Here is a 19,530-nt window from a genome sequence, read left to right on the forward strand (position 1 = left end):
GCGATCGCAGGTCGGGAAGAGGGTGACGCGGAGGGCGGAGGGCGTTCATTCCTTGGTCGCTCCGGCGAGCATCCCGGACACCAGCGTGCGCTGCGAGAACACGAAGAGCACCAGCACGGGCAGGATGGCGACGATGATCGCCAGGGCCAGTTCCGGAATGGTGATGTTCAGGCCGGCGCCCGCGACCGGGTTGAAGGACGGAGTGGAGGTCAGCAGTTGGTTCAGGCCCACCTGGACGGGGAACTGCTCGCTGTTCGGCAGGACGAGGTACGGCAGGAAGAAGTTGTTCCAGTTGCCCACGAAACTGAAGAAGGCGACCAGCCCGACCACCGGCTTCGCCAGCGGTAGCGCGATGCGCGAGAACAACTGCCATTCCGTACAGCCGTCGATCCGCGCGGCCGACAGCAGATCCCTGGGCAGGCTGCTGCCGAAGTAGATGTACACGAGGTACACGCCGAACGGGTAGAAGGAGAAGGGCAGGATCACCGACCAGATGGTGCCGATCAGATGGAAGCGGTTGAGCTCCAGGAAGACCGGCAGCACCAGGGTGGCCTGCGGCATGATCATCGTGACCAGGGTGATGATCAGGAGCGTCTTGCGTCCCCGGAACTTCGTCAGGGCGAGCGCGTAGCCGGCCGGCACGCTGACGGCCAGGGTCAGGACCAGTGAGCCGCCGGAGTAGATGGCCGAGTTGCGCAACCAGGTGACCATGGCGCCGTCCTGGAAGGCGAACAGGTGTCGCCAGGCCGCGCCGATCTGCTGGAACGAGCCGAAGGAGAACGGGTTGTCCCGCACCACCTCGCCGGCGGTCTTCGACGGCGCGAGCAGCAGCCAGATCACCGGCAGCACGAAGAACACCAGCAGCGCGGCCAGCAGGACGCCGACCACCAGGAAGGAGAGGGCCCGGGACGGCCGGACGCGCCGGCCCGCCGCAGGGGAGGGGAGCGTGGTCTGTGTCATTTCTCGTCCAACGTGAACAGGTTCGATCGGGCGACCAGCAGTCCGGCGGCCAGGAGTCCCAGGGCCAGCAGGAAGACGGAGATGGCGGCGGCACCGTTGAAGTCGCCCTGCTGGAAGGCGTAGACGTAGGCCAGCTGGTTGGGTGACCAGGTGGGGCTCACCCGGCCGAGGCTGGCGGTCTGGAGCAGTTGGGGTTCGACGAACAGCTGGGTTCCCGTCGCGAAGGCCATGATCGTCATGTAGACGATCCACTGCCGGATCATCGGGATCTGAATGTGCCAGGCGGTCCGCCACGGCCCCGCGCCGTCCATCCGGGCGGCTTCCAGCACCTCGTCGGGGATGTTGTTCAGCGCCCCGTACATCACGACCATCCAGCCGCCGGCGCCGGTCCAGAAGGCGATCAGCATGAGGATCAGCGGCAGGTTGCCGGGCGCGAGCACGGCCGCGAACGTCTCCATGCCCATGCTCTTGAGCACCCAGGACACCGGGCTGACGTCCGGGTCCAGCATGAACAGCCAGACCAGGACGCTGGCCACTCCGGCGAGGGCGCCGGGGATGTAGTAGAGGAAGCGGAAGAGCGCCGACGTGCCCGGGCGCACCCTGCCGCGCAGGACCACGGCGACCAGAACGACCAGGACCACCAGGGCGACCAGCCACATCACCAGGTAGATCAGCATGTGGGTGAAGGCCGGCACGAACCGGTAGTCCTGGGCGACCTTGACGAACTGGTTGAGGCCGGTGAACTGGCCCCGCTCGTTGGTGAGCGCCAGGTAGAACGAATAGCCGGTGGGGAAGACGCCGAACGCCAGCAGCAGCACCGCGTATCCGGCGACGAAGAAGTAGCCCGCGAGACCGCGGCCCCGCCGCCGCGGCGTGCTGCCGCGGCGGCGGGGGGAGACGGCGGTGCGCTCGGCCTCCAGCAAGGTCATTGGTCGACCACCTTGTATCCCTGGGCCTTCGCCTCGTTGCTGATCTCCTGCTGCCAGGCGGGCAGGGTCGAGGTCAGGCTCTTGCCGGAGGTCAGGGCCGGCAGGACGACGCTGGACCAGGCGGTGGCGTCCGGGAACCTGGTGTTCGACCAGCCGGTCCACACCTCGTTCGCGGCCTCCTGGAAGGGCTTGCTCACGTCGTTCGCGAAGTAGTCGCTGTTGGCCGGGTTGGCCAGCCAGGCCTGCGCGGCCTTGGTGTAGGCCGGGTAGGTGGGCGCGGAGGCCTGGTTCTCGTCGGAGGTGGTCAGCCAGGTGGCGAGGTCGGTGGACGCCTTGAGGTTGGCGCTGTGCGAGGACACCATCCACACGCCGCCGCCGACGTTGCCCGTGGCGGCGGTCGTCTCACCCTGCCAGGTCAGCGGGGCTGCCGCGGCGATCTGCTTGGACGGGGTCTTGAAGGCGGCCTTGAACAGGTACTGGCCGTACCAGGACGGGCCGTACGCCATCAGGACCTTGCTGCCGCTCTCCTTGGCGAAACCCTGGCTGAAGAAGCCCTTGGTGGTGACGGCCTTGGCGGAGATCAGCCCGTCCAGCAGCTTCGCCGTCCTGGTGCAGTTCGGGTCCTGCAGGTCGCTGCGCAGGGTGTCCGGCTTCGTCAGGCTGAACGCCGGGCACTGACCGGACCAGAAGTACGACTCGTGGGAGTTGGTGTCGCCGACCGAGCCGACGAGGTAGCCGGGGTGCTCCTTGGCGACCTTCTTCCCGAGGGCCGCGTAGTCCTCCCAGGTGGTGGGGACCTTGTATCCCCACTTGTCCATGAGCTTCTGGTTGTACCAGAGGACGACCTGCGCGATGTCGTTGCGCAGGCAGTAGGTGTGGCCGTTGAACTCGCAGGGCGTGAGGGAGCCCTTGGCGAAGCCGTCGAGCGTGCTCCGCGGGACGAGCTTGTCGTCCAGGGGCGCGGCGAACGGCCGCGCGCCGGGCTTGGTGGCCTCCGACGCCCAGGTCACGTCGGTGGGCGAGCCGAACACCACGTCGGGCCAGCCGCTGCCGGTCCGGTCGAACAGCTGCACCTTCGACTGGAGATACGTCGAACCGTCGGCACCACCGTCGTACGTGACGATCTTCATCTTCACGTCCGGGTGCGACTTCTGGTACGCCTGCACGGACGGCAGCCGGGTCGAGTCGGCCCACACCGTGATCTGCGAGCCGTCCTTCTGCGTGACCGGCTTGAACGCCGCCCCCGAGGAGGAGGCGTCGGGGCTGGTGGTGGCGCTGGCACAGCCGGCCAGTACGGCCATGGCGGCCAGGGAGAGCGCGGCCGCCGCGGCGCGCGGTACGGTGCGGCGCCGGTCGGCTCTCGGAGATCCGGAAGACCTCATCGTCTTGCCTCTCTTGTTTCTTGCGTGGGACAGGTGACGCAGCTGATGGGGGGCCGGGTGCGGTGGCCGTCCGGGCGGACGGCCACCGCCGGTCAGCGCGGTTGCTCGACGAAGGGCAGGAGTTCCCTGCCGTAGCCGAGGTCGAGCGGGAGGGCTATGCCTGGCCCCGTGGGGGCGTGCACCAGGCCCTGGGCGTCCACATGGCGCTCGCGGACGACCTTCGCCGCGGTCACCAGGGACTCGTAGTAGGTGGTGTTGGAGATGGCCATGCACAGGTGGTGGTTCGGGATGTCCGAGCCGTGCACCTCGGCGCGCAGCCGGTAGGCGTCGGCGAGGTGTGCGGTGCGCATGGCGCCGGTGATTCCGCCTCGGAGGGTGGTGCCGGCCCGTACCCCGAAGGTGGCGGCGCCGGCCCGGATGAAGTCCGCCGAGTTCATGTGCGCTCCGTCGGAGGTCTCGGCCACCAGCAGCGGTACGTCCACGGCCGCTGCCAGCCTCTGGTACGCGGAGATGCTGAACTCGCGCATCGGCTCCTCGTACCAGAGGTAGTCGGCCTCCGAGAGCGCCCGGCCCAGACGGATCGCGTCGGGCAGGTCGAAGCCGGCCGACCCGTCGTACATGAGGGGGACCGACGGACCGACGTGCTCGCGCAGAGCCAGACACAGCTCGGCGTCACGGCGGGCGTCGCCCCAGGCGTGCAGCTTGATACCGCGGTAGCCCAGTTCCAGGCACTGGTCCGCCACGTCGAGGAACTCCGCGACGCTGGAGAACGTCGAGGTGGACGCGTAGGCGGGGATCGACTCCCGGAAGCCGCCGAGCAGGCGCCAGACCGGCTGACCGTGGTACCGGCCGGCCAGATCCCACAGGGCGGTGTCGATCAGGCCCAGGGTGGGGAGCGGGAGTTCGTGGATACGGTCCAGCTCCCACACCCGGTGCCACAGCCATTCCCGCTGGAACGGGTCGGCTTCGACCAACTCGTCGCGGAACACCCGCTCCACCAGGTCCCGCAAGGTGGCGAACGCTCCCGGCCGGGCGAACAGCGCCACCCCCTCGGCTCCCTCGTCGGTGCCTATGCGCAGTACCGCGCCGTCGCCCACCGGAGCGCTTCCGCTCAGTCCGTCGCGCCAGCGGAAGGGCGGGCTGGCCGCCGGAACCTCGATCCGGTGTACTTCGACATGGGTGATCTTCATCCTGGTGTCATTTCTCTGTGAGCGGGTCGGCCCCAGGGGCGTGTACGGGTCAGAAGTCGCCGTACGCCTGGAGCTCGTAGACGCTGCCGCCGTTCCAGCTGGACCCGGTGACGGTCAGCCGCAGGTAGCGGGCGGTGACGGGCGTCTCGGCGAATGAGTGGTTGGCCGCTGAGACGGTGTTCTCGGAGGTGTGGTCATCGAGCGTGGACCACGTGACTCCGTCGGCGGAGTACTCGAGCAGGTATCGGTAGCCGCTGGGCTTCTCGAAGGTGGTCACGACGCCGGAGACCTCGGTGTCCTGGCCCAGGTCCACCTGGATCCACGACGGGTCCGGCAGACCCAGGCCCTGCGCCCAACGAGTGGACAGGTCGCCGTCCACCGCCTTCTGAGGGGTGTTGTCCTCCGAGTACGACGAAGCGGTGACGGGCTTGTCCAGTGCCAGGTCGTGGTCGGCCGGCATGGTGATGACGGCCGCCTGGCCGGGGTCGGAGGCGTTCAGCGCGGCGTCGCGGGCGACGACGGTGAAGGAGTACTGCTTCTGCGGGGTGAGGCCGGAGACGCGCAGGCTCGTGGTGTCGGTGACGGCGATCCGCCGGCCGTCCTGGTAGACGACGTAGCTGGTCACGCCGGTGTCATCGGTCGCGGCCGGCCAGCTGACGTCCACCAGGCTCGGCAGCAGTGGCTTGACGGTGGGCCGCCCGGGGGCGGCGGGGGCCGTGTGGTCCGAACTGGGTGCGCTCGGACTGCCGTAGACCTGGAAGTCGTAGATGCTGCCGCCGTTGCCGCTGGATCCGGTGATCGTCAGTCGCACGAAGCGGCCGGCGACCGGATCGGCGGTGTGCTGGTAGTCGGTCATCTCCGTGGTGTTCGCGGAGGTGTGGTCCGCCAGCGTCCGCCAGTGGACTTCGTCCGGTGACACCTGGATGCGGTACTTGTAGCCGCTGCTCTTCTCGAAGGTGGTGATCGCGCCGTTCACGTCGTACGGGGCACCGAGGTCGACCTGGATCCAGGACGGGTCGGGCAGCCCCAGGCCCTGCGCCCAGCGGGTCGAGAGGTCGCCGTCCACCGCCTTCTGAGGGGTGTTGTCCTCGGAGTACGACGAGTAGGTGACCGGCCTCTTCAGCGCCAGGTCGGAGCCGGAGGGCATGATGACCTCCAGCGCCGGGCCCGGCCGTGACTCGTTGCCCGCCGCGTCACGGGCGGTGACCCTGAAGTGGTAGGTCCGGCCGGCCGTCAGACCGGACAGGCGGACCGAGGTCTTTCCGGAGGCGCTGACGAGCGTGCCGTCACGGTAGACGGAGTAGCCCGTGACGCCCTGGTCGTCGGTGGACGCCGGCCAGTCGAGCTCGGCGACGGTCGGGAAGTCGGTGACCGCGGTCGGGGCGCCGGGCGCGGTGGGCGCCCGGTGGTCGGTGACGGCCGGGCCCGGGTCGAGGTGACGGTAGCGCGGCTGGAGGCCGGCGTTGTTCACGATCGAGGCCGGGAGCTGGGCGCAGGAGTCGACGGTGACGTTGCCGCCCACGGTGTCGTCCGTGCTGTTGGCCTGGGTGCTGAACTTGGGCTGGGTCGTGAAGTTGCCGGTCGCGGTGATGTCCATGCCGTGGTTCATCAGCAGCCACTGGTACGCCACGTCGCACAGGGCGTTGCCCGTGTTCCGCCAGTAGCGGCTGCCCTCGTCGTGGTAGATGGCACCGTAGGCCGGCTCCGGAACGCCGTGGATGTAGTTGCCGGCGACCACGCCGCCGGGGTTGGTGCTGAGGGTGTAGATGGCGCCGCCGTCGGCCTGGGACTTCATGATGTCGGAGATATCGTTGTCAGTGACCTTGTTCTCCCGGCTGGTGGTCGGGGTGTCCCAGACCGGTACGCCGGAGTTTCCCGGGTAGTTGGTGTCGCCGCCCTTGTCGGTCAGACCCCAGCCCCAGCCGACGGAGATGCCGCTGTAGGGCAGGTCGTGGATCTTGTTGTGGCTGATCACCGTGTGGTCGGTGTAGCCGGCCAGGATGCCGACCGAGCCGTTGTACTGGTCGGCGACCTCGGTGACCACGTTGTTGTCGACCGTGGTGTCCTTGGTGATGTCACGTGGGTCGTCCGGGTGGGCGTCGATCACGTCGGTGCCGCCGATCTGGATGCCGGTGGCGGCAATCTGGCGGAAGGTGTTCCCCGTGATGTCGGTGCCCTGGGTGCCGGTGTCGAGGTTGAGACCGACCGCGCCGAGGTGGGTGAACGTGTTGCCCTGGAAGCCGACCTCGTGGCCGTGGCTCACGTTGACCGCGCCGGGGGTCTTCCGCCACTTCAGCCGGGTGGAGTCGAAGTCGGGGTTGTCGTCGCCGACCATCCGGAAGCCCGCCTGGCCCTCGATGAGGCCGTCGGACGAACTGGGGGCGAGCCAGGTGGAGTAGGAGAAGGTGATGCCCTCGAAGGACACGTTGCTCACCGGGGCGGACTTGGTGCCGTTCAGGTCGACCAGGTCCTGCACGCGCGGCACCGTGACGGTCGCGGTCGACAGGTCCTGACCGGCCTCGGGCATGTAGTAGAGCTCGCCCTCGCCCTTGTCCAGGTACCACTCGCCGGGAGTGTCCAGCAGCTCCCGGGCGTTCTCCAGCCAGGTCGGGTTCTGGATCTCCTGGCCCTGTTGGAGGTTGGCGTTGTGCCAGCAGGGCTGCCGCATCGTCATCGTGTTGCCGGAGATCGACTGCACCGGACAGCGCTGGAGCTTCCAGCCCCAACTGCTGACGACCTCCAGGTCCGAGGGACGCTTGTAGCCGCTGATGCCCGTGTCGGTGAAGGTGTAGCCGGTGGACGTCTTGCTGAAGCCGGGAGGGTTCTTGCCGCTGCGCGCCCGGGTCTCCAGCTCACCGTTCACGTACAGCTGGCGGGTGTCGAGGTCGCCCACCTCGGCCTTGTAGACCTTCCCCGCCGAGTCGGCCCGGGTCCAGCCGGTGACCCGCGTGCCACCGCTGATGACCGGCTGCGCGCCGGGGGCGGCCCCGTAGACGACCCGGTGCCCGTTGCTGCCCGAGTCCCGCGCGGTGAGGGCGAAGGTGCGGCTCAGCTGGTAGGTACCGGACATCAGCAGCACGCGAACATCGCCGTGGACCCTGCCCTTGACGTCACGCACGTAGTCCCGTGCGTGTTCCAGCGTCCTGAACGGATGCCCGGCGGTACCGGAGCCCGCGTCCCGGCCGGCCGGCGAGACGTAGACGTCCAGGCCCGACGCGGACGGCGACGCCTGGGCCGGCACGGCGGCCAGCGGCGACGTGATCGCGGCGAGGGAGAGCGCGGCCACGAAGACTCTTCGGAGCGGAACGGGTATTCGTGTGTGAACAGACGGTGCAGACACAGAAATCCAATCGCCTGAATGAGGTGACGACCGGGAACCCGATCGTCCTTCGGGTTCCTCCGGCGTGGGGCGGCTCGGTCCGCGAGCCCGTGACACCGGTGCGATACCGGACTACGAGGCGGAAGTCTCCGAGGACGGTGGCTCCCCCGCGGCACCGGTGTTCCTCGGCGGCTGCGGCTGCGCCCCGGGGGCTCCCCGGCCGTCGAGACTGAACAACCGGTCACGGATCTTGCGTTCGAACTGGCTCTGAGTGGTGGCGATGTGCTTCACCATCAGCTCTACTGCGAGATCGGCCTCCCCCGCGGCGACCGCCTCGGCAATGGCGAGGTGCTGTCCCGCGGCCACTTCCAGCGACCCCGGTACGTCACCGTGGAAGAGCAGCACGTCGGACTGTGACGCGAAGCGCCGCACGTTGGCGACGCTCGATCGCAGGAACACGTTGTGCGCGGCGGCACCCACCGCGTCGTGGAACGCCGTGTCGGCCTCGGCGAAGCCATGGCCGTCGGCCGCCCGGGCCGCCTCCAGCGACGACTCGGCGCACTCCCTGATCTCCCGGACCTCGAGCGGCGTGGCGAGGGAGGCCGCACGGCGCGCCGTCTCCGACTCGATCACTGTCCGGTAGTCCAGCAGCATCAGGACGTGTTCCATGCTCGTCGGCCGGAAGCGTGAGAGCTGGTCGTCCACCAGCCCACCGGTCGACTGGGCGACGAAGATGCCCGCGCCGCGCCGCACACTCAGCCGGCCGATGGCGGCCAGGACCTTCACCGCCTCGCGGGTGACGTTGCGGGAGGCGCCCAGGATCTCGGCCAGGCCCTGCTCCGTGGGCAGCCGGTCGCCCGCCCCCAGGTTCTGCTCGTCGATGTAGTTCAGCAGCTGCTCGGCTACCAGCTCGTAGCCCGGCCGGTAGCGGGACGACTCTTCGTCATCCCCTTCGCCGGTGGCCTGTGACGGGCCTGCCATGCGTAACCCCCCTCTTGCTTGGATTAATCAGGTTCATCGGTGGAGGCAACTATGGCATTCGCGTTACGTGGCTGGAAAGAGTCCGAGGAAATTTTTGTTCACGCCTCGTCAGAACCCCTATCTATCATGAAAAAAGGGATATCCCGCCTGGAGTTATTGCACAGGAAGAGTCAGATCCTTATGGTCCATCGTGTCGGATGAAGCAGATCCTTCGATGGAGCACGGCGGCGCCGCGACGGGCGTCCGACGCGGCTGCCACCGGGACCCGCCGTCCGGCTCGAGCCGCGACCGGAGCGCGGGGCCGTGCGGCCCGAGGGTGCCCCGGGCGGCGGAATCCCGAGCGCGCACCCGTGGGAGAGACCGCTATGAGACAGGCACGGCACGGCACGTCAGGAACCGAAAGCCCCCTGATATCCGGGGCCGACGGAGTGAGGACCATGGGTGCTCTCGACGGACTCAGGGCTCTGGTCACCGGCGGTGCCTCCGGCATCGGCCTGGCCACCGCCCGGTTGCTCGCCGCCGAGGGGGCGCGGGTGGCCGTGCTCGACCTGGCCGAGGCGGCGCCCGAGGGCTTCGCCCTCCACGTCCGGGCCGACATCGGCGACGACACCTCTGTCGTGAGCGGCGTCGGCGAGGCCGTCTCCGCTCTCGGCGGCCTGGACATCCTGGTCAACAACGCCGGGATCGGTGCGCAGGGCGGCATCGAGGACAACGCCGACGAGGAGTGGCACCGCGTGCTGGACATCAACGTCCTCGGTCTGGTGCGGGTCACCCGCGCCGCGCTGCCCGCACTGCGCGCCTCCACCCACGCGGCGGTCGTCAACATCGGCTCGATCGCCGCGACGGCCGGCCTGCCCCGACGCGCGCTGTACTCGGCCAGCAAAGGCGCGGTCCTGTCGCTGACCCGGGCCATGGCCGCGGACCTTCTGCCCGAGGGCATCCGGGTCAACGCCGTCAACCCCGGCACCGCCGACACACCGTGGGTCGGTCGGCTGCTGGACCGGGCGGACGACCCGGCGGCCGAACACGCGGCACTGGCCGCCCGGCAGCCGCACGGCCGCCTGGTGAGCGCCGACGAGGTCGCCGCCGCCGTCGTCCATCTGGCCTCCCCGGCCGCGGGCTCCACGACGGGCACCTCTCTGGCCGTGGACGGCGGCATGGACGGACTGCGGCTGCGGCGAGAGGGCTGAGCGGGATGCAGCGCTTCGCCGCCGTGATCCGATTGCGGCCCGAGAAGGAATCGGAGTACCGCGCACTGCACACCGCCGCGTGGCCCGGTGTACTGGCGGCCCTCAAGCGGGCCAACATCGGCAACTACTCCATCTTCCTCAGGGACGGACTGCTGTTCAGCTACCTGGAGTACACCGGGACCGACTACGCCACCGACACCGCGGCGATCGCCGCCGACCCGGTCTCCCGCGACTGGTGGGCGGTGACCGACCCGTGCCAGCAGCCGCTGGCCGGCGTGGCCGAGGGACAGCGGTGGGCCCCGGCCGAGGAGATCTTCCACCTCGACTGACGGCACGGGGCGTGTGCCCCACCTGCCCCACGCCGCCCTCACGCAGCCCCCGCGCAGGTCCGTCCTGCCTCTCATCCGGACGGCGCGCGTGCCCTTCCGACATCCGTCCACCGACCCGAAGGACCCAACAGTGCGCATCGACGCTCATCACCACCTGTGGGACCTCGCAGTGCGCGACCAGCCGTGGACCCGCGACCTCCCCGTCCTGCGACGAACCTTCACCGCCACCGAACTGCGGCCGGCCCTCCGCCGGAACACGATCGACGCCACCGTCCTCGTACAGACCATCGCCGTGCCGGAGGAGACCCCCGAACTGCTCTCCCTGGCGGCCGAGGACAGCCACGTCCGAGCGGTCGTCGGCTGGACGAGCCTGACCGACCCCGGTATCGCCGACCGCCTCGCACAACTGCGTGAACTGCCCGGGGCGTCCGCGCTCGTCGGCATCCGGCACGGCATCCAGGACGAGACCGACCCGGACTGGCCGGCGCGCCCCGAGGTCCGCCGCGGCATCGCGGCGGTCGGAGCCGCGGGCCTCGCCTACGACCTGCTCGTCCGCCCCGACCAACTCCCCGCCGCCGTCCGGACCGTACGCGAACTGCCCGACGTGCGCTTCGTCCTCGACCACGCCGGTAATCCGGTCATCGGCGCCGACGGCCTCACGCCGTGGACCTCGTTGCTGACCGAGCTGGCCGACTGCCCCAACGTCGCCGTGAAGCTGTCCGGCCTGGTCACCCGGACCGGAGCCGCCCCTGCCCGTGCTCTGCGCCCGTACGTCGACGTACTGCTCGCGACGGTGGGCTCCGATCGCCTCATGTACGGCTCGGACTGGCCGGTCTGCCTGCTCGCGGCCGAGTACGACGACGTCCTCGCCGTGGTCGAGACGCTCACCGACCAGCTGAGCGCCGACGAGCGCGAGGCGGTCTTCGGCACGACGGCCGCGCGCTGGTACGGGATCGCCCCGTGACCGGCCGCCGGCTCGGCCGTACGCACGTCCGCGTCAGCCCCCTGGGGTTCGGCGCCGCCCCCATCGGCAACCTCTACACCCCCCTCGACGACGACCGGGCGCGGGCCGCGGTCGAGACCGCCTGGGACGTCGGCGTGCGGTACTACGACACGGCCCCGCACTACGGCCTCGGACTCTCCGAACGACGGCTCGGCGAGGCCCTCGCCCACCGGCCACGAGCGGAGTTCACCGTCTCCACCAAGGTCGGCCGCATGCTGGAACCGCACCCCGCACCCACCGGATCGGACCTGGCCGCCGGGGGCTTCGCCGTACCTGACACGCTGATCCGCCGCCCCGACTACTCGCGTGACGGCGTCCTGCGGAGCCTGGAGGGCAGCCTGACCCGCCTGGGCCTGGACCGCGTGGACATCGTCTACGTCCACGACCCGGACGACCACCTGGACGCCGCCGTCGACCAGGCACTGCCCGCGCTGGTGGCCCTCCGCGACCAAGGTGTCATCGGCGCCGTCGGCGTCGGCACGAACGCCGTCGCCCCACTGCTGCGGGTCGTCGCCGAGGCGGACGTGGACACCGTGATGATGGCCGGCCGGTGGACCCTGCTCGACCGCACCGCCCGCCCGCTGCTGGACGCGTGCGCGGGAAGGGGCGTCTCGGTGGTCGCCGCGGCGCCGTTCAACTCCGGTCTGCTCAGCCGGTCCCGCCCTCCCGGCAACGCCACCTTCGACTACGGTCCCGCCCCCGACGCGGTGCTGCGCCGCGCCCGGCGCCTCGCCGACGTCTGCGCCCGGCACGGCACCGTCCTCCCGCACGCCGCCGTCCGCTTCCCGCTCCGCGACCCCGTCGTGGCCGGGGTGGTCGCGGGCTTCCGTTCCTCCGACGAGGTCACCTCCGCCGCCGCGTGGGCCGCCACCGACCTGACCGACGCCGCGTGGGCGGACCTCGACGCCGTCGCCGAGGCGCCCGAGGACGGATCCCGGTAGTCCGGCCTCCACGGCCGAGCGGTATGTCCTGCACGTCCTCGCCCGCACGAGCCGTCGACCACCGTCGAACACTCTTTCAGGCTCCGAGCAGGCCCACCGCTCCGTACCACACCGGGCCCGGGTTGAGCCGGTCCGGGTAGAGGGCCGTCATCCGGTCGAAGTACTCGCGGGGGGTGGGGTTCTGGCCGAGCAGCCGGATGGCGTCGAGCAGGTACTGGCGGGTCTCGTCGATGGTGGCCGGGTCGTCGGGCAGGTCCTTGTTCTTGTGACCGGCCACGACGGAACGCGGCTGAAGCGCGGCCACGCGGTCGAGGGCCACGAGCCATTCCTCCAGGCCGCCGTTTCCGCCTTCGAGGATGTACTGGTGCACGCCGTTGTAGACGACGTCGCCGGCCACCACGAGACCGATCGACGGCACGTGCAGGACCGTGGTCCTGTCGGTGTCGGTGTGACCGACCTCGACGGCCTCGACGAGCTCGCCCTCCAGCAGGAAGCCCTCGGGGGGTACGGGCCGGGCCAGGACCGGGGTGTCGGGGATCAGGCCGGGGAAGCGTCTGTCCCACAGTTCCTCGCGGCCCTCGGTGGCCTGCTGGTGCATGACCTCGATGGTTCCGGGGGTCGCGTAGACGGTGGCGCCGGGGAACCGCTTGACGAGATCGGCGGTGCCGAACCAGTGGTCGCCATGCCCGTGGGTGGCGTAGATGTGGGCCAGGCGCTTGCCGGAGCGTTCGATCCAGTCGCCCACCCGCTGGGTCTGCTCGATGGTGAGAGGCGGGTCGACCAGCACGGCGTCCTCGTCCCCGAAGATCAGCGTCGACGTCAGGGGAGAGGAGACGAGCTCTTCACCGTTGGGCAGCCGTTCGCCGCCGGCCCGGGGTGTCCCCTCCTGGACCAGAACCTCGTACGCCAGGGGAGTGGATGCGGATGCGGATGCGGTCATGGTGATGCCTCCTTCAGGGGCGGCAAGCGGCTCGCGCGACTCCGGTTGCCGTCACGGGGACGTGCTGACCGCGCCGGGGCCGGTGATCGGCACCACCTCGGAGCCGGAGACCTCCTGCCCGCAGGAACAGCGCAGCTCGACGTGCACCTGGCCGCCGCACCCCGCGTGGTTCAGCAGGGTCGGCGGACCCTCCGGGCCGCCGAGATGGGTGTCTCCGTACTGCAGGAGGGCGGCCAGCACCCACTGCAGGTCGTGGGCGGACGACGTGAGGTGGTACTCGTGGCGCGCTCGCTGTCCGGCCTCCTGGTAGCTCCGGCGCTCCAGCAGGCCGGCGCCGACGAGTTGCCCCAGGCGTTCGGTCAGGACGCGACGGGAGATCCCGAGGTGCTCCGCGATCTCGTCGAAGCGGTGCAGCCCGGCGAAGACCTCGCGCAGGACGAGCAGGGTCCACCGCTCGCCGATCAGCCCCAGGGCCGCGGCGACGCTGCAATTGCCCAGATCCATCTCACGCCACTCCATGGAGTCAGGATAACCCCAGAGTCCCCATTTGGAACTCAGCCTTGACTTCCTGAGTTCCGAATGGGAACTTAGCTGACATCGGGCCGTCGGCCGGCACCACCGCTCCGTCGGTCCGCGAAGCCGCTCGGTGACCGCCCGAGCCCCGTCGGGCCCCCGGCCCGCCGCGTGTCCCACGAGCCGACCGGGCCACCCCCTGGCCTCCGGTCCCTCCGTGTACGACCGGACGGAAACCGGGGTGCGTGGACACATGTCCACCCGGCACCGCGCACAGCCACGAGCATGGAGGAAGCATGTCGAGCAACCAGGCGATCGTCGATGCCTGCCACCGCGCCTACACCGGATTCGAGAAGAACGACTCGTCCGACCTGGTGGCGCTGATGTCGCCGGACGTGGTCTTCAACTTCCCCACCTCACTGCCCTACGGCGGGACGTTCCACGGGCGCGAGGGCTTCGTGGCCTTCTACAAGGATCTCTTCGACCACTACTACGAGTACTTCGACTACGACCTGCACACGGTGCTCGACGCCGGATCGCACGTGGTGGTCCCCGTCCGGGCCCGGGCGAAGGCGAAGAACGGCCGCACGATGGAGAACGAGCACCTCCTGCTGTTCGCCGTGACCGACGGACTGATCACGCAGGCGCGGCTGTACGCCGACACCGCCAAGGGGCGCGACGTGCTCGAGGGCCTCGAGTTCTTCGCGTCCGCGGCCAACTGATCCCGCGACCGCGACGGCGCGGCGCACCCACCCCCGAGGGAACCCCCGTCCACACTGACGCCGATCGCGGAGCGGACCCCGGGCGACTCCGAGAAGACGGGCGGCTCACCAGCGCTGGGCCGCCGTGCACGCCAGAGAGGCTATCGACGTGATCATCAACAGCGACGACTTGGACGCGAGGTCCGCGTACAAGCTCCTCATCGGGGCGGTCACACCGCGTGCGATCGGCTGGGTGAGCACCCTGTCGTCGTCCGGTGTCGCCAATCTGGCGCCGATCTCGTTCTTCACCGTGGTGAGCAGGGTCCCCCCGATGGTGTCCCTGACCCTGCAGCCGCGGTCGGACGGAACGCTCAAGGACACGTTCGTCAACATTCGGGACAGCGGTGAGTTCGTCACCAACCTGGTCACGCTTCCACAGGCCCACGAGATGCATCGCAGCGCGATCGAGTTCGACGGCTCACAGGACGAGTTCGATGAGGTCGGCCTGGCCAAAGAGGCCTGTGAAGTGGTCAAGGTGCCGCGGGTGAAAGGCTCCCCGATCGCCATGGAGTGCACGCTCGACCGGATCATCCAGGTCGGCGACGTCAACGACCAGGTCGTCTGGGGCAAGGTCGTGCGCTTCCACATCCGGGACGACGTCTACGCCCGGAACGGACGCATCGACACCGCGGCGATTCCGGCGGTCGGCCGCCTCGCCGCCGAGTACACCCTGGCCGACAACGCGTTCGTCCCTCCCTTGCCCGCGGACATCCTGAGCGAGCGTCTGGGCGTGCGCAGCCACCGCCTCGACGAGCGCCCGGACGGATGGTCGCCGGTGGACACCGCCGAATGGTCCCCCTCCGGAGCCACCAGGGCCTGACGTCACCGACGCCCCACCCCGACCGCATCCGCGCCCCGCAGGCTCGTGCCGTGCGCCGTGGACGGCCGGGGCGGCAGCACCACGACCGGGGCCTCGACCAGGCCCCCCGAACAAGTCGGGCAACCCGACACCGCACCCCCCGAAGGAGTCCCCCATGCCGGTCTTCAACGCCCACATCCCCGCCGACCGCTTCTCGTCGCAGCAGAAGCGTGCGCTCGCCGACGCGCTCAACCAGTCGCTGGTCCAGGGGCTCGGCATCCCCGAGGGTGACCGCTTCATCGCGATCAGCGAACACGGCGCGGACGAACTGTTCCTCGACCCGACGTTCATGGGCATGCAGCGCAGCTCGGACGCCATGATCATCACGGTTCTCCTCGGAGCCCACCGGCCCCTGGAGGACAAGCGGGCGGTGTCCGCGGCCATCAACAGGCTGGTCGTCGAGGCGCTCGGAGTCTCGCCCGACGACATCTTCATCGCCCTGGTCCCGGTCCCGAACGAGAGCTTCTCGTTCGGGAGGGGCGAACTGCAGCTGGCCGAAGGAACTCCGCGCTGGTGAACCCGGCGACCTGGCCGTCGGCCGGGATCGACGCGATCCACCGGACGCGGCGCCTGGACGCACGTCCGACCGACCGCCCCATCGAAAGCCAGGACCGGTCCCCTTCCGGGGCGACGTCCACTCCCGGACAGTGAGGACCTCCATGAAGACGGAACGCGTCGCCGACACCGGCATACGGTATCGGCGCACCGGTGACGGAGACCTCGCCGTGGTGTTCGTGCACGGCTTCCTCGACGACCAGTACGCCTGGGACCGCCTGATCTCCCGGCTCGCCACCCCCGGCATCGAGTGCGTCACTCTCGACCTGGCCGGCTGCGGCGACCGTGACGCGGTGGGCGGCCCCTACGACTACGACCGGTTCGCCGACGAGGCGGGCCGGGTCGTCGACGCCCTCGGCAAGCCCTTCGTGATCGTCGGTCACAGCATGGGCGCTGCCGTGGCCGAACTGGTCGCGGTGCAGCGACCCGACCGGGCCCGCGGACTCGTGCTGGTGACCCCGGTCCCCCTCGCGGGCGTACACCTGCCCGACGAGACGATCGAACAGTTCCGCTCGCTGGGCGGCGACGCCGACGGGCAGCGGGGCGTACGCGAACAGCTGTCCGCCGCGTTCCCGGAGGCCGAACGCGACCGGCTGGTGGCGACCGGCCTGCATCTGCGTCCGGAGGTCGTCCGCGCCCTCGCCGACTGCTGGAACACCGGCCACCCCCGCGGCGAACGGCCGAGCGGCTACACCGGCCCGGTGCTCATCCTGCGCGGCGAGGGCGACGGGTTCGTCACCAAAAACATGGTCGACGACGCGATCGCGCCCCGCTTCACCGCCGTGACCGCGCTGGCGGTGTCCGAGGCCGGCCACTGGGCCCACATCGAGCAGGCGGCCCACGTCGCCACCCACCTCGACCGCCTCCTTGCCGAGGCCCAGGGCACTTCCACCAGGGCTGAAGGCCCTCCCCACTGAGAAGGTTGTTCCATGATCCAGCGCAAGGATGTCCAGTTCAAGGCCGACGGCGCGGTACAGCTGCGGGGATGGCTCTTCCTGCCGGACGGCCCGGGCCCGCATCCGGCGATCACCATGGCGCACGGCTACGCCGCGGTCAAGGAGCACGGACTCGAACCGTTCGCGCGGGCCTTCGCCGAGAACGGCTTCGTCGTCCTGGTCCATGACCACCGCGGCTTCGGGGCGAGCGACGGCCGACCGCGCCAGGACGTCGACCCATGGCGGCAGATCGCCGACTGGCGTCGGGCCATCTCCTTCCTGGAGAGTCTCCCCGAGGTCGATCCGGAGCGGATCGGCCTGTGGGGAACCAGCTACGCCGGCGGCCACGCCCTGGTCCTGGGGGCGACCGACCGCCGACTGCGGGCCGTGGTCTCCCAGGTGCCGACCATCAGTGGCTTCGAGCAGGGCAGGCGCCGTGTCGTCCCCGAGGCCGTCGCCGCCCTGGAGGAGGGATTCTCCGAGGACGAGCGCGCCCAGTTGCGCGGCGAGGCCCCCCGCACCCTGGCCGTCGTCGGCAGCGACCCGGCGGTGCCCGTGTCCTACCGAGCGCGGGAGGCCATCGACTTCTACCTCCAGCCCAAGCCCGACGGTGTGTGGGAGAACGAGGTCACGGTCCGATCCACCCGGGCCGCGCGCATGTACGAGCCCGGAATCTGGGTCGACAGGGTCTCGCCCACCCCGCTGCTCATGGTGGTCGCACTCGACGACACCGTCACCGTGACCGACCTGGCCCTCGCGGCCTACGAGCGCGCGCTGGAACCCAAGCGACTGCGGACGATCCCGGGCGGCCACTTCGACCCGTACACCACCCAGTTCGACAAGGCGAGCAGCGCCGCCGTCGCGTGGTTCCGCGAGCACCTCGCCTGAGGGGTACCGATGCCGTCACCGGGATCGGGCCCGGCCACCGGGAGCGGTCCCGGACGACCGCCGCGCGGCGCTGGGACGCCCTTACCGGGCAACTCCCGGCCCATGTGGACCACTTCGACGGAGGCCCGAGGGAGACGGCTCCGCGCCTCGCCGTCTCGGACGATGCTCAGTCGAGACAGAACTCGTTGCCCTCGACGTCCTGCATCACTAGGCACGACTCGTTGTCCTCGTCGGCGAGCAGCAGTCGTACGCGTACCGCGCCGAGCGCGACCAGCCGTGCGCATTCGGCCTCCAGCGTGGCCACGCGCTCCTCACCCACGAGTCCGGTGCCGACCCGCACGTCAAGATGCACCCGATTCTTGACGACCTTCCCTTCGGGAACACGCTGAAAGTACAGTCGCGGGCCCACGCCTGAGGGATCAGCGCATGATGCGGACGCCGGGCCCTGATGCCCAGGAGGGAGGGAGCGGTCGAAGTCGTCCCAAGTGGCGAACCCCTCCGGTAGCGGCGGTCCGACGTACCCCAACACCTCGCACCAGAAGCGCGCGACGCGCTCGGGTTCCGCACAGTCGAAGGTGATCTGGACCTGCTTGATCGATGACATCGGCGCACCATAGCAGGGGGAGCTGTCGCTCATCTCCCGGTCCGGATAAGCATGTTGCCGGGAGGACTGCCCACTGTCGGCCGCCGCTGTCTCGTGCGGTCATGACCCCGGTCAGACCCAGGCCCCGCCCAACCCCCTCATACCGAAGGTCTGTTTCGGGACACCTCGAGGACGAGGACGAGGACGAGGACGAGGACGAGGCCGTCGCCGTCACGGCCGGACGCACCACCGGTCACCACTGCCTGGCCGTCTCGCTCTTGGAGGACCACCGGCGGCGTTCCGCGTTCAAGCCGGTCATGCGCTGTCACGAGCCCGAACCCTGGGAGGGGGAGTCGCCCCGCTTCGCGATCAAGGGACCGCACCGCTGACGGAGCCGCGCCGCGGCGGAGCCGGCTTTGCTCGAGTTGCCGGGTCGTCGCCTCCGTGTTAATCCGGAAAGGGAGTGCGATGGCCGCCGCGCTCCACGGGTTCCCGCGAGGGTGAGCAGCCGGCGGCCGCGTGTGGCGACCGATCCGCCCGGGCCGGCCGCCAACACAGTGAAGAGGCGAAGAAGCGATGACTTTCCCGCAACGCTGCGCGGCGCTCGCAGCCGCAGCCGCACTGTCGACCACGGCCGCTGTCGCCGGCATCAACTGCGCGTTCGCGGGCGGCCTCCCCCCGCGCGGCGACGTCGGCCAGGCTGTGAGCATCTCCGGCGGCGGCGGCGGTGACGACGGGGGCGGCGGGGGAGGGAGTGGCGGGGGAGGGGGCGGCGGTGGTCCAGGCGGTGACTGCGTTCAGGGCGGTTCACCCGACAACGGCAGCGGTGGCGGGCCAGGCGGACCGGGCGGACCGGGCGGACCGGGAGGCCCGGGCGGAGGCGGCGGAGGTGGCGGGGGCCCTGGGGGCTGTGGAAGCATCTTCATCATCACGTGACGCTGCGGGCCGCCGTTGACGCCCAGTCGCTACGCGCCGGCCGCGGTGAGCGGATGAGGCCGCGAGCCGATCGGTGAGCTGGACCGGCGCGGAATCGGGTGCGTGGCTCATGCGATCGGCGGGAGACCGTGGTCGTGCATGCGGTGACGCATCCCGCTGCCCGTCACGGACAGCCAGTCCCGCTGGGTGAGGCCCTCTTCGCCGTGCCATGCCGCCTGGGCGACGGTCGCCAGCACTCCGCAGATCCAGCACCGTGGCACGGGCACGAAGCCGTTCGACGGAGGCGGATCCGCTTCTTCGCGGGCATCTGGATCGTTGGGCATACCAGTCACATTT

At 70.1% G+C, this 19,530-nt stretch carries 20 protein-coding genes; 10 read left to right on the forward strand and 10 right to left on the reverse strand.

All coding sequences use genetic code 11. The features are described 5' to 3' along the window. Positions 1-45: 45 nt before the first annotated feature. From OG199_RS37830 to OG199_RS37855, 6 genes are all read right to left on the reverse strand, one after another. Positions 46-960, reverse strand: coding sequence for a carbohydrate ABC transporter permease (locus OG199_RS37830; protein ID WP_329292899.1), 915 nt, complete (start codon positions 958-960; stop codon positions 46-48). After that, on the reverse strand, positions 957-1,889 hold the full coding sequence (locus OG199_RS37835) for a carbohydrate ABC transporter permease (RefSeq protein WP_405833344.1): 933 nt from the start codon (positions 1,887-1,889) through the stop codon (positions 957-959). Before OG199_RS37835 ends, OG199_RS37830 begins: the two co-directional genes overlap by 4 nt. Further along, positions 1,886-3,271 carry an ABC transporter substrate-binding protein gene (locus tag OG199_RS37840; protein ID WP_401802061.1) on the reverse strand — a complete coding sequence of 462 codons (1,386 nt, stop codon included), beginning with the start codon at positions 3,269-3,271 and terminating at the stop codon, positions 1,886-1,888. The genes OG199_RS37835 and OG199_RS37840 overlap by 4 nt, the downstream gene beginning before the upstream one ends. Before the next feature lie 92 nt (positions 3,272-3,363). Then, a complete protein-coding gene (locus OG199_RS37845) occupies positions 3,364-4,461 on the reverse strand; it encodes an enolase C-terminal domain-like protein (RefSeq protein ID WP_405833347.1) in 1,098 nt (365 codons plus the stop codon). A gap of 49 nt (positions 4,462-4,510) precedes the next feature. Continuing rightward, the gene (locus OG199_RS37850; RefSeq protein ID WP_405833349.1) at positions 4,511-7,747 is read right to left on the reverse strand and encodes a discoidin domain-containing protein; all 3,237 of its coding nucleotides are present in this window, start codon (positions 7,745-7,747) and stop codon (positions 4,511-4,513) included. Positions 7,748-7,912: 165 nt separating this feature from the next. Then, entirely contained in the window at positions 7,913-8,761 is an 849-nt protein-coding gene (locus OG199_RS37855) for a FadR/GntR family transcriptional regulator (protein WP_401802068.1), read from the reverse strand. Between the two features lie 437 nt (positions 8,762-9,198). On the opposite strand from OG199_RS37855, the gene OG199_RS37860 reads away from it, so the two are divergent. From OG199_RS37860 to OG199_RS37875, 4 genes are all read left to right on the forward strand, one after another. Then, positions 9,199-9,951, forward strand: coding sequence for an SDR family NAD(P)-dependent oxidoreductase (locus OG199_RS37860; protein WP_405833352.1), 753 nt, complete (start codon positions 9,199-9,201; stop codon positions 9,949-9,951). A gap of 5 nt (positions 9,952-9,956) precedes the next feature. Beyond that, positions 9,957-10,280 (forward strand): L-rhamnose mutarotase, encoded by a 324-nt coding sequence (locus tag OG199_RS37865; protein WP_405833354.1) that lies wholly within the window; start codon positions 9,957-9,959, stop codon positions 10,278-10,280. Positions 10,281-10,410: 130 nt separating this feature from the next. Then, positions 10,411-11,244: an amidohydrolase family protein gene (locus OG199_RS37870; protein WP_356798980.1), complete on the forward strand. Its 834-nt coding sequence runs from the start codon at positions 10,411-10,413 to the stop codon at positions 11,242-11,244. Further along, positions 11,241-12,224 carry an aldo/keto reductase gene (locus OG199_RS37875; RefSeq protein WP_356798978.1) on the forward strand — a complete coding sequence of 328 codons (984 nt, stop codon included), beginning with the start codon at positions 11,241-11,243 and terminating at the stop codon, positions 12,222-12,224. The genes OG199_RS37870 and OG199_RS37875 overlap by 4 nt, the downstream gene beginning before the upstream one ends. A 76-nt stretch (positions 12,225-12,300) precedes the next feature. Here the strand turns inward: OG199_RS37875 and OG199_RS37880 are convergent, their stop codons facing one another. Further along, on the reverse strand, positions 12,301-13,164 hold the full coding sequence (locus OG199_RS37880) for an MBL fold metallo-hydrolase (RefSeq protein ID WP_405833356.1): 864 nt from the start codon (positions 13,162-13,164) through the stop codon (positions 12,301-12,303). 51 nt (positions 13,165-13,215) lie between these two features. Then, complete coding sequence (locus OG199_RS37885; RefSeq protein WP_356798974.1) at positions 13,216-13,683, reverse strand: helix-turn-helix domain-containing protein; 468 nt, start codon at positions 13,681-13,683, stop codon at positions 13,216-13,218. Between the two features lie 290 nt (positions 13,684-13,973). Between OG199_RS37885 and OG199_RS37890 the strand changes: the two genes are divergently transcribed. The 5 genes from OG199_RS37890 to OG199_RS37910 all read left to right on the forward strand — a co-directional run bounded on the left by OG199_RS37890 (position 13,974) and on the right by OG199_RS37910 (position 17,675). Then, positions 13,974-14,399 carry a nuclear transport factor 2 family protein gene (locus OG199_RS37890; RefSeq protein ID WP_405833359.1) on the forward strand — a complete coding sequence of 142 codons (426 nt, stop codon included), beginning with the start codon at positions 13,974-13,976 and terminating at the stop codon, positions 14,397-14,399. 148 nt (positions 14,400-14,547) lie between these two features. Further along, on the forward strand, positions 14,548-15,258 hold the full coding sequence (locus OG199_RS37895) for a flavin reductase family protein (RefSeq protein ID WP_356798970.1): 711 nt from the start codon (positions 14,548-14,550) through the stop codon (positions 15,256-15,258). A 154-nt stretch (positions 15,259-15,412) separates the two neighbouring features. Beyond that, positions 15,413-15,814, forward strand: coding sequence for a tautomerase family protein (locus OG199_RS37900; RefSeq protein WP_405833361.1), 402 nt, complete (start codon positions 15,413-15,415; stop codon positions 15,812-15,814). Positions 15,815-15,956: 142 nt separating this feature from the next. Further along, positions 15,957-16,769 (forward strand): alpha/beta fold hydrolase, encoded by an 813-nt coding sequence (locus OG199_RS37905; RefSeq protein WP_405833363.1) that lies wholly within the window; start codon positions 15,957-15,959, stop codon positions 16,767-16,769. A 12-nt stretch (positions 16,770-16,781) separates the two neighbouring features. Beyond that, entirely contained in the window at positions 16,782-17,675 is an 894-nt protein-coding gene (locus OG199_RS37910) for an alpha/beta fold hydrolase (RefSeq protein WP_356798964.1), read from the forward strand. Between the two features lie 166 nt (positions 17,676-17,841). On the opposite strand, the gene OG199_RS37915 is transcribed toward OG199_RS37910, so the two are convergent. Continuing rightward, positions 17,842-18,279, reverse strand: coding sequence for a VOC family protein (locus OG199_RS37915; protein WP_405833365.1), 438 nt, complete (start codon positions 18,277-18,279; stop codon positions 17,842-17,844). A gap of 101 nt (positions 18,280-18,380) precedes the next feature. Between OG199_RS37915 and OG199_RS37920 the strand changes: the two genes are divergently transcribed. After that, entirely contained in the window at positions 18,381-18,647 is a 267-nt protein-coding gene (locus OG199_RS37920; RefSeq protein ID WP_405833367.1) for a hypothetical protein, read from the forward strand. A gap of 654 nt (positions 18,648-19,301) precedes the next feature. On the opposite strand, the gene OG199_RS37925 is transcribed toward OG199_RS37920, so the two are convergent. Next, on the reverse strand, positions 19,302-19,517 hold the full coding sequence (locus tag OG199_RS37925) for a hypothetical protein (RefSeq protein ID WP_356798960.1): 216 nt from the start codon (positions 19,515-19,517) through the stop codon (positions 19,302-19,304). Between the last annotated feature and the right edge of the window lie 13 nt (positions 19,518-19,530).

Origin of the sequence: Streptomyces sp. NBC_01176 (genome assembly GCF_045039825.1) — a bacterium.
Taxonomy (GTDB): Bacteria; Actinomycetota; Actinomycetes; order Streptomycetales; family Streptomycetaceae; genus Streptomyces.

Excerpts from the sequence above, each read along its gene's own strand:
- OG199_RS37830 (WP_329292899.1), bottom strand. The coding sequence starts at position 960 with ATGACACAGACCACGCTCCCCTCCCCTGCGGCGGGCCGGCGCGTCCGG.
- OG199_RS37835 (WP_405833344.1), bottom strand. The coding sequence starts at position 1,889 with ATGACCTTGCTGGAGGCCGAGCGCACCGCCGTCTCCCCCCGCCGCCGC.
- OG199_RS37840 (WP_401802061.1), bottom strand. The coding sequence starts at position 3,271 with ATGAGGTCTTCCGGATCTCCGAGAGCCGACCGGCGCCGCACCGTACCG.
- OG199_RS37845 (WP_405833347.1), bottom strand. The coding sequence starts at position 4,461 with ATGAAGATCACCCATGTCGAAGTACACCGGATCGAGGTTCCGGCGGCC.
- OG199_RS37855 (WP_401802068.1), bottom strand. The coding sequence starts at position 8,761 with ATGGCAGGCCCGTCACAGGCCACCGGCGAAGGGGATGACGAAGAGTCG.
- OG199_RS37860 (WP_405833352.1), top strand. The coding sequence starts at position 9,199 with ATGGGTGCTCTCGACGGACTCAGGGCTCTGGTCACCGGCGGTGCCTCC.
- OG199_RS37865 (WP_405833354.1), top strand. The coding sequence starts at position 9,957 with ATGCAGCGCTTCGCCGCCGTGATCCGATTGCGGCCCGAGAAGGAATCG.
- OG199_RS37880 (WP_405833356.1), bottom strand. The coding sequence starts at position 13,164 with ATGACCGCATCCGCATCCGCATCCACTCCCCTGGCGTACGAGGTTCTG.
- OG199_RS37885 (WP_356798974.1), bottom strand. The coding sequence starts at position 13,683 with ATGGAGTGGCGTGAGATGGATCTGGGCAATTGCAGCGTCGCCGCGGCC.
- OG199_RS37890 (WP_405833359.1), top strand. The coding sequence starts at position 13,974 with ATGTCGAGCAACCAGGCGATCGTCGATGCCTGCCACCGCGCCTACACC.
- OG199_RS37900 (WP_405833361.1), top strand. The coding sequence starts at position 15,413 with ATGCCGGTCTTCAACGCCCACATCCCCGCCGACCGCTTCTCGTCGCAG.
- OG199_RS37905 (WP_405833363.1), top strand. The coding sequence starts at position 15,957 with ATGAAGACGGAACGCGTCGCCGACACCGGCATACGGTATCGGCGCACC.
- OG199_RS37910 (WP_356798964.1), top strand. The coding sequence starts at position 16,782 with ATGATCCAGCGCAAGGATGTCCAGTTCAAGGCCGACGGCGCGGTACAG.
- OG199_RS37915 (WP_405833365.1), bottom strand. The coding sequence starts at position 18,279 with ATGTCATCGATCAAGCAGGTCCAGATCACCTTCGACTGTGCGGAACCC.
- OG199_RS37920 (WP_405833367.1), top strand. The coding sequence starts at position 18,381 with ATGACCCCGGTCAGACCCAGGCCCCGCCCAACCCCCTCATACCGAAGG.
- OG199_RS37925 (WP_356798960.1), bottom strand. The coding sequence starts at position 19,517 with ATGCCCAACGATCCAGATGCCCGCGAAGAAGCGGATCCGCCTCCGTCG.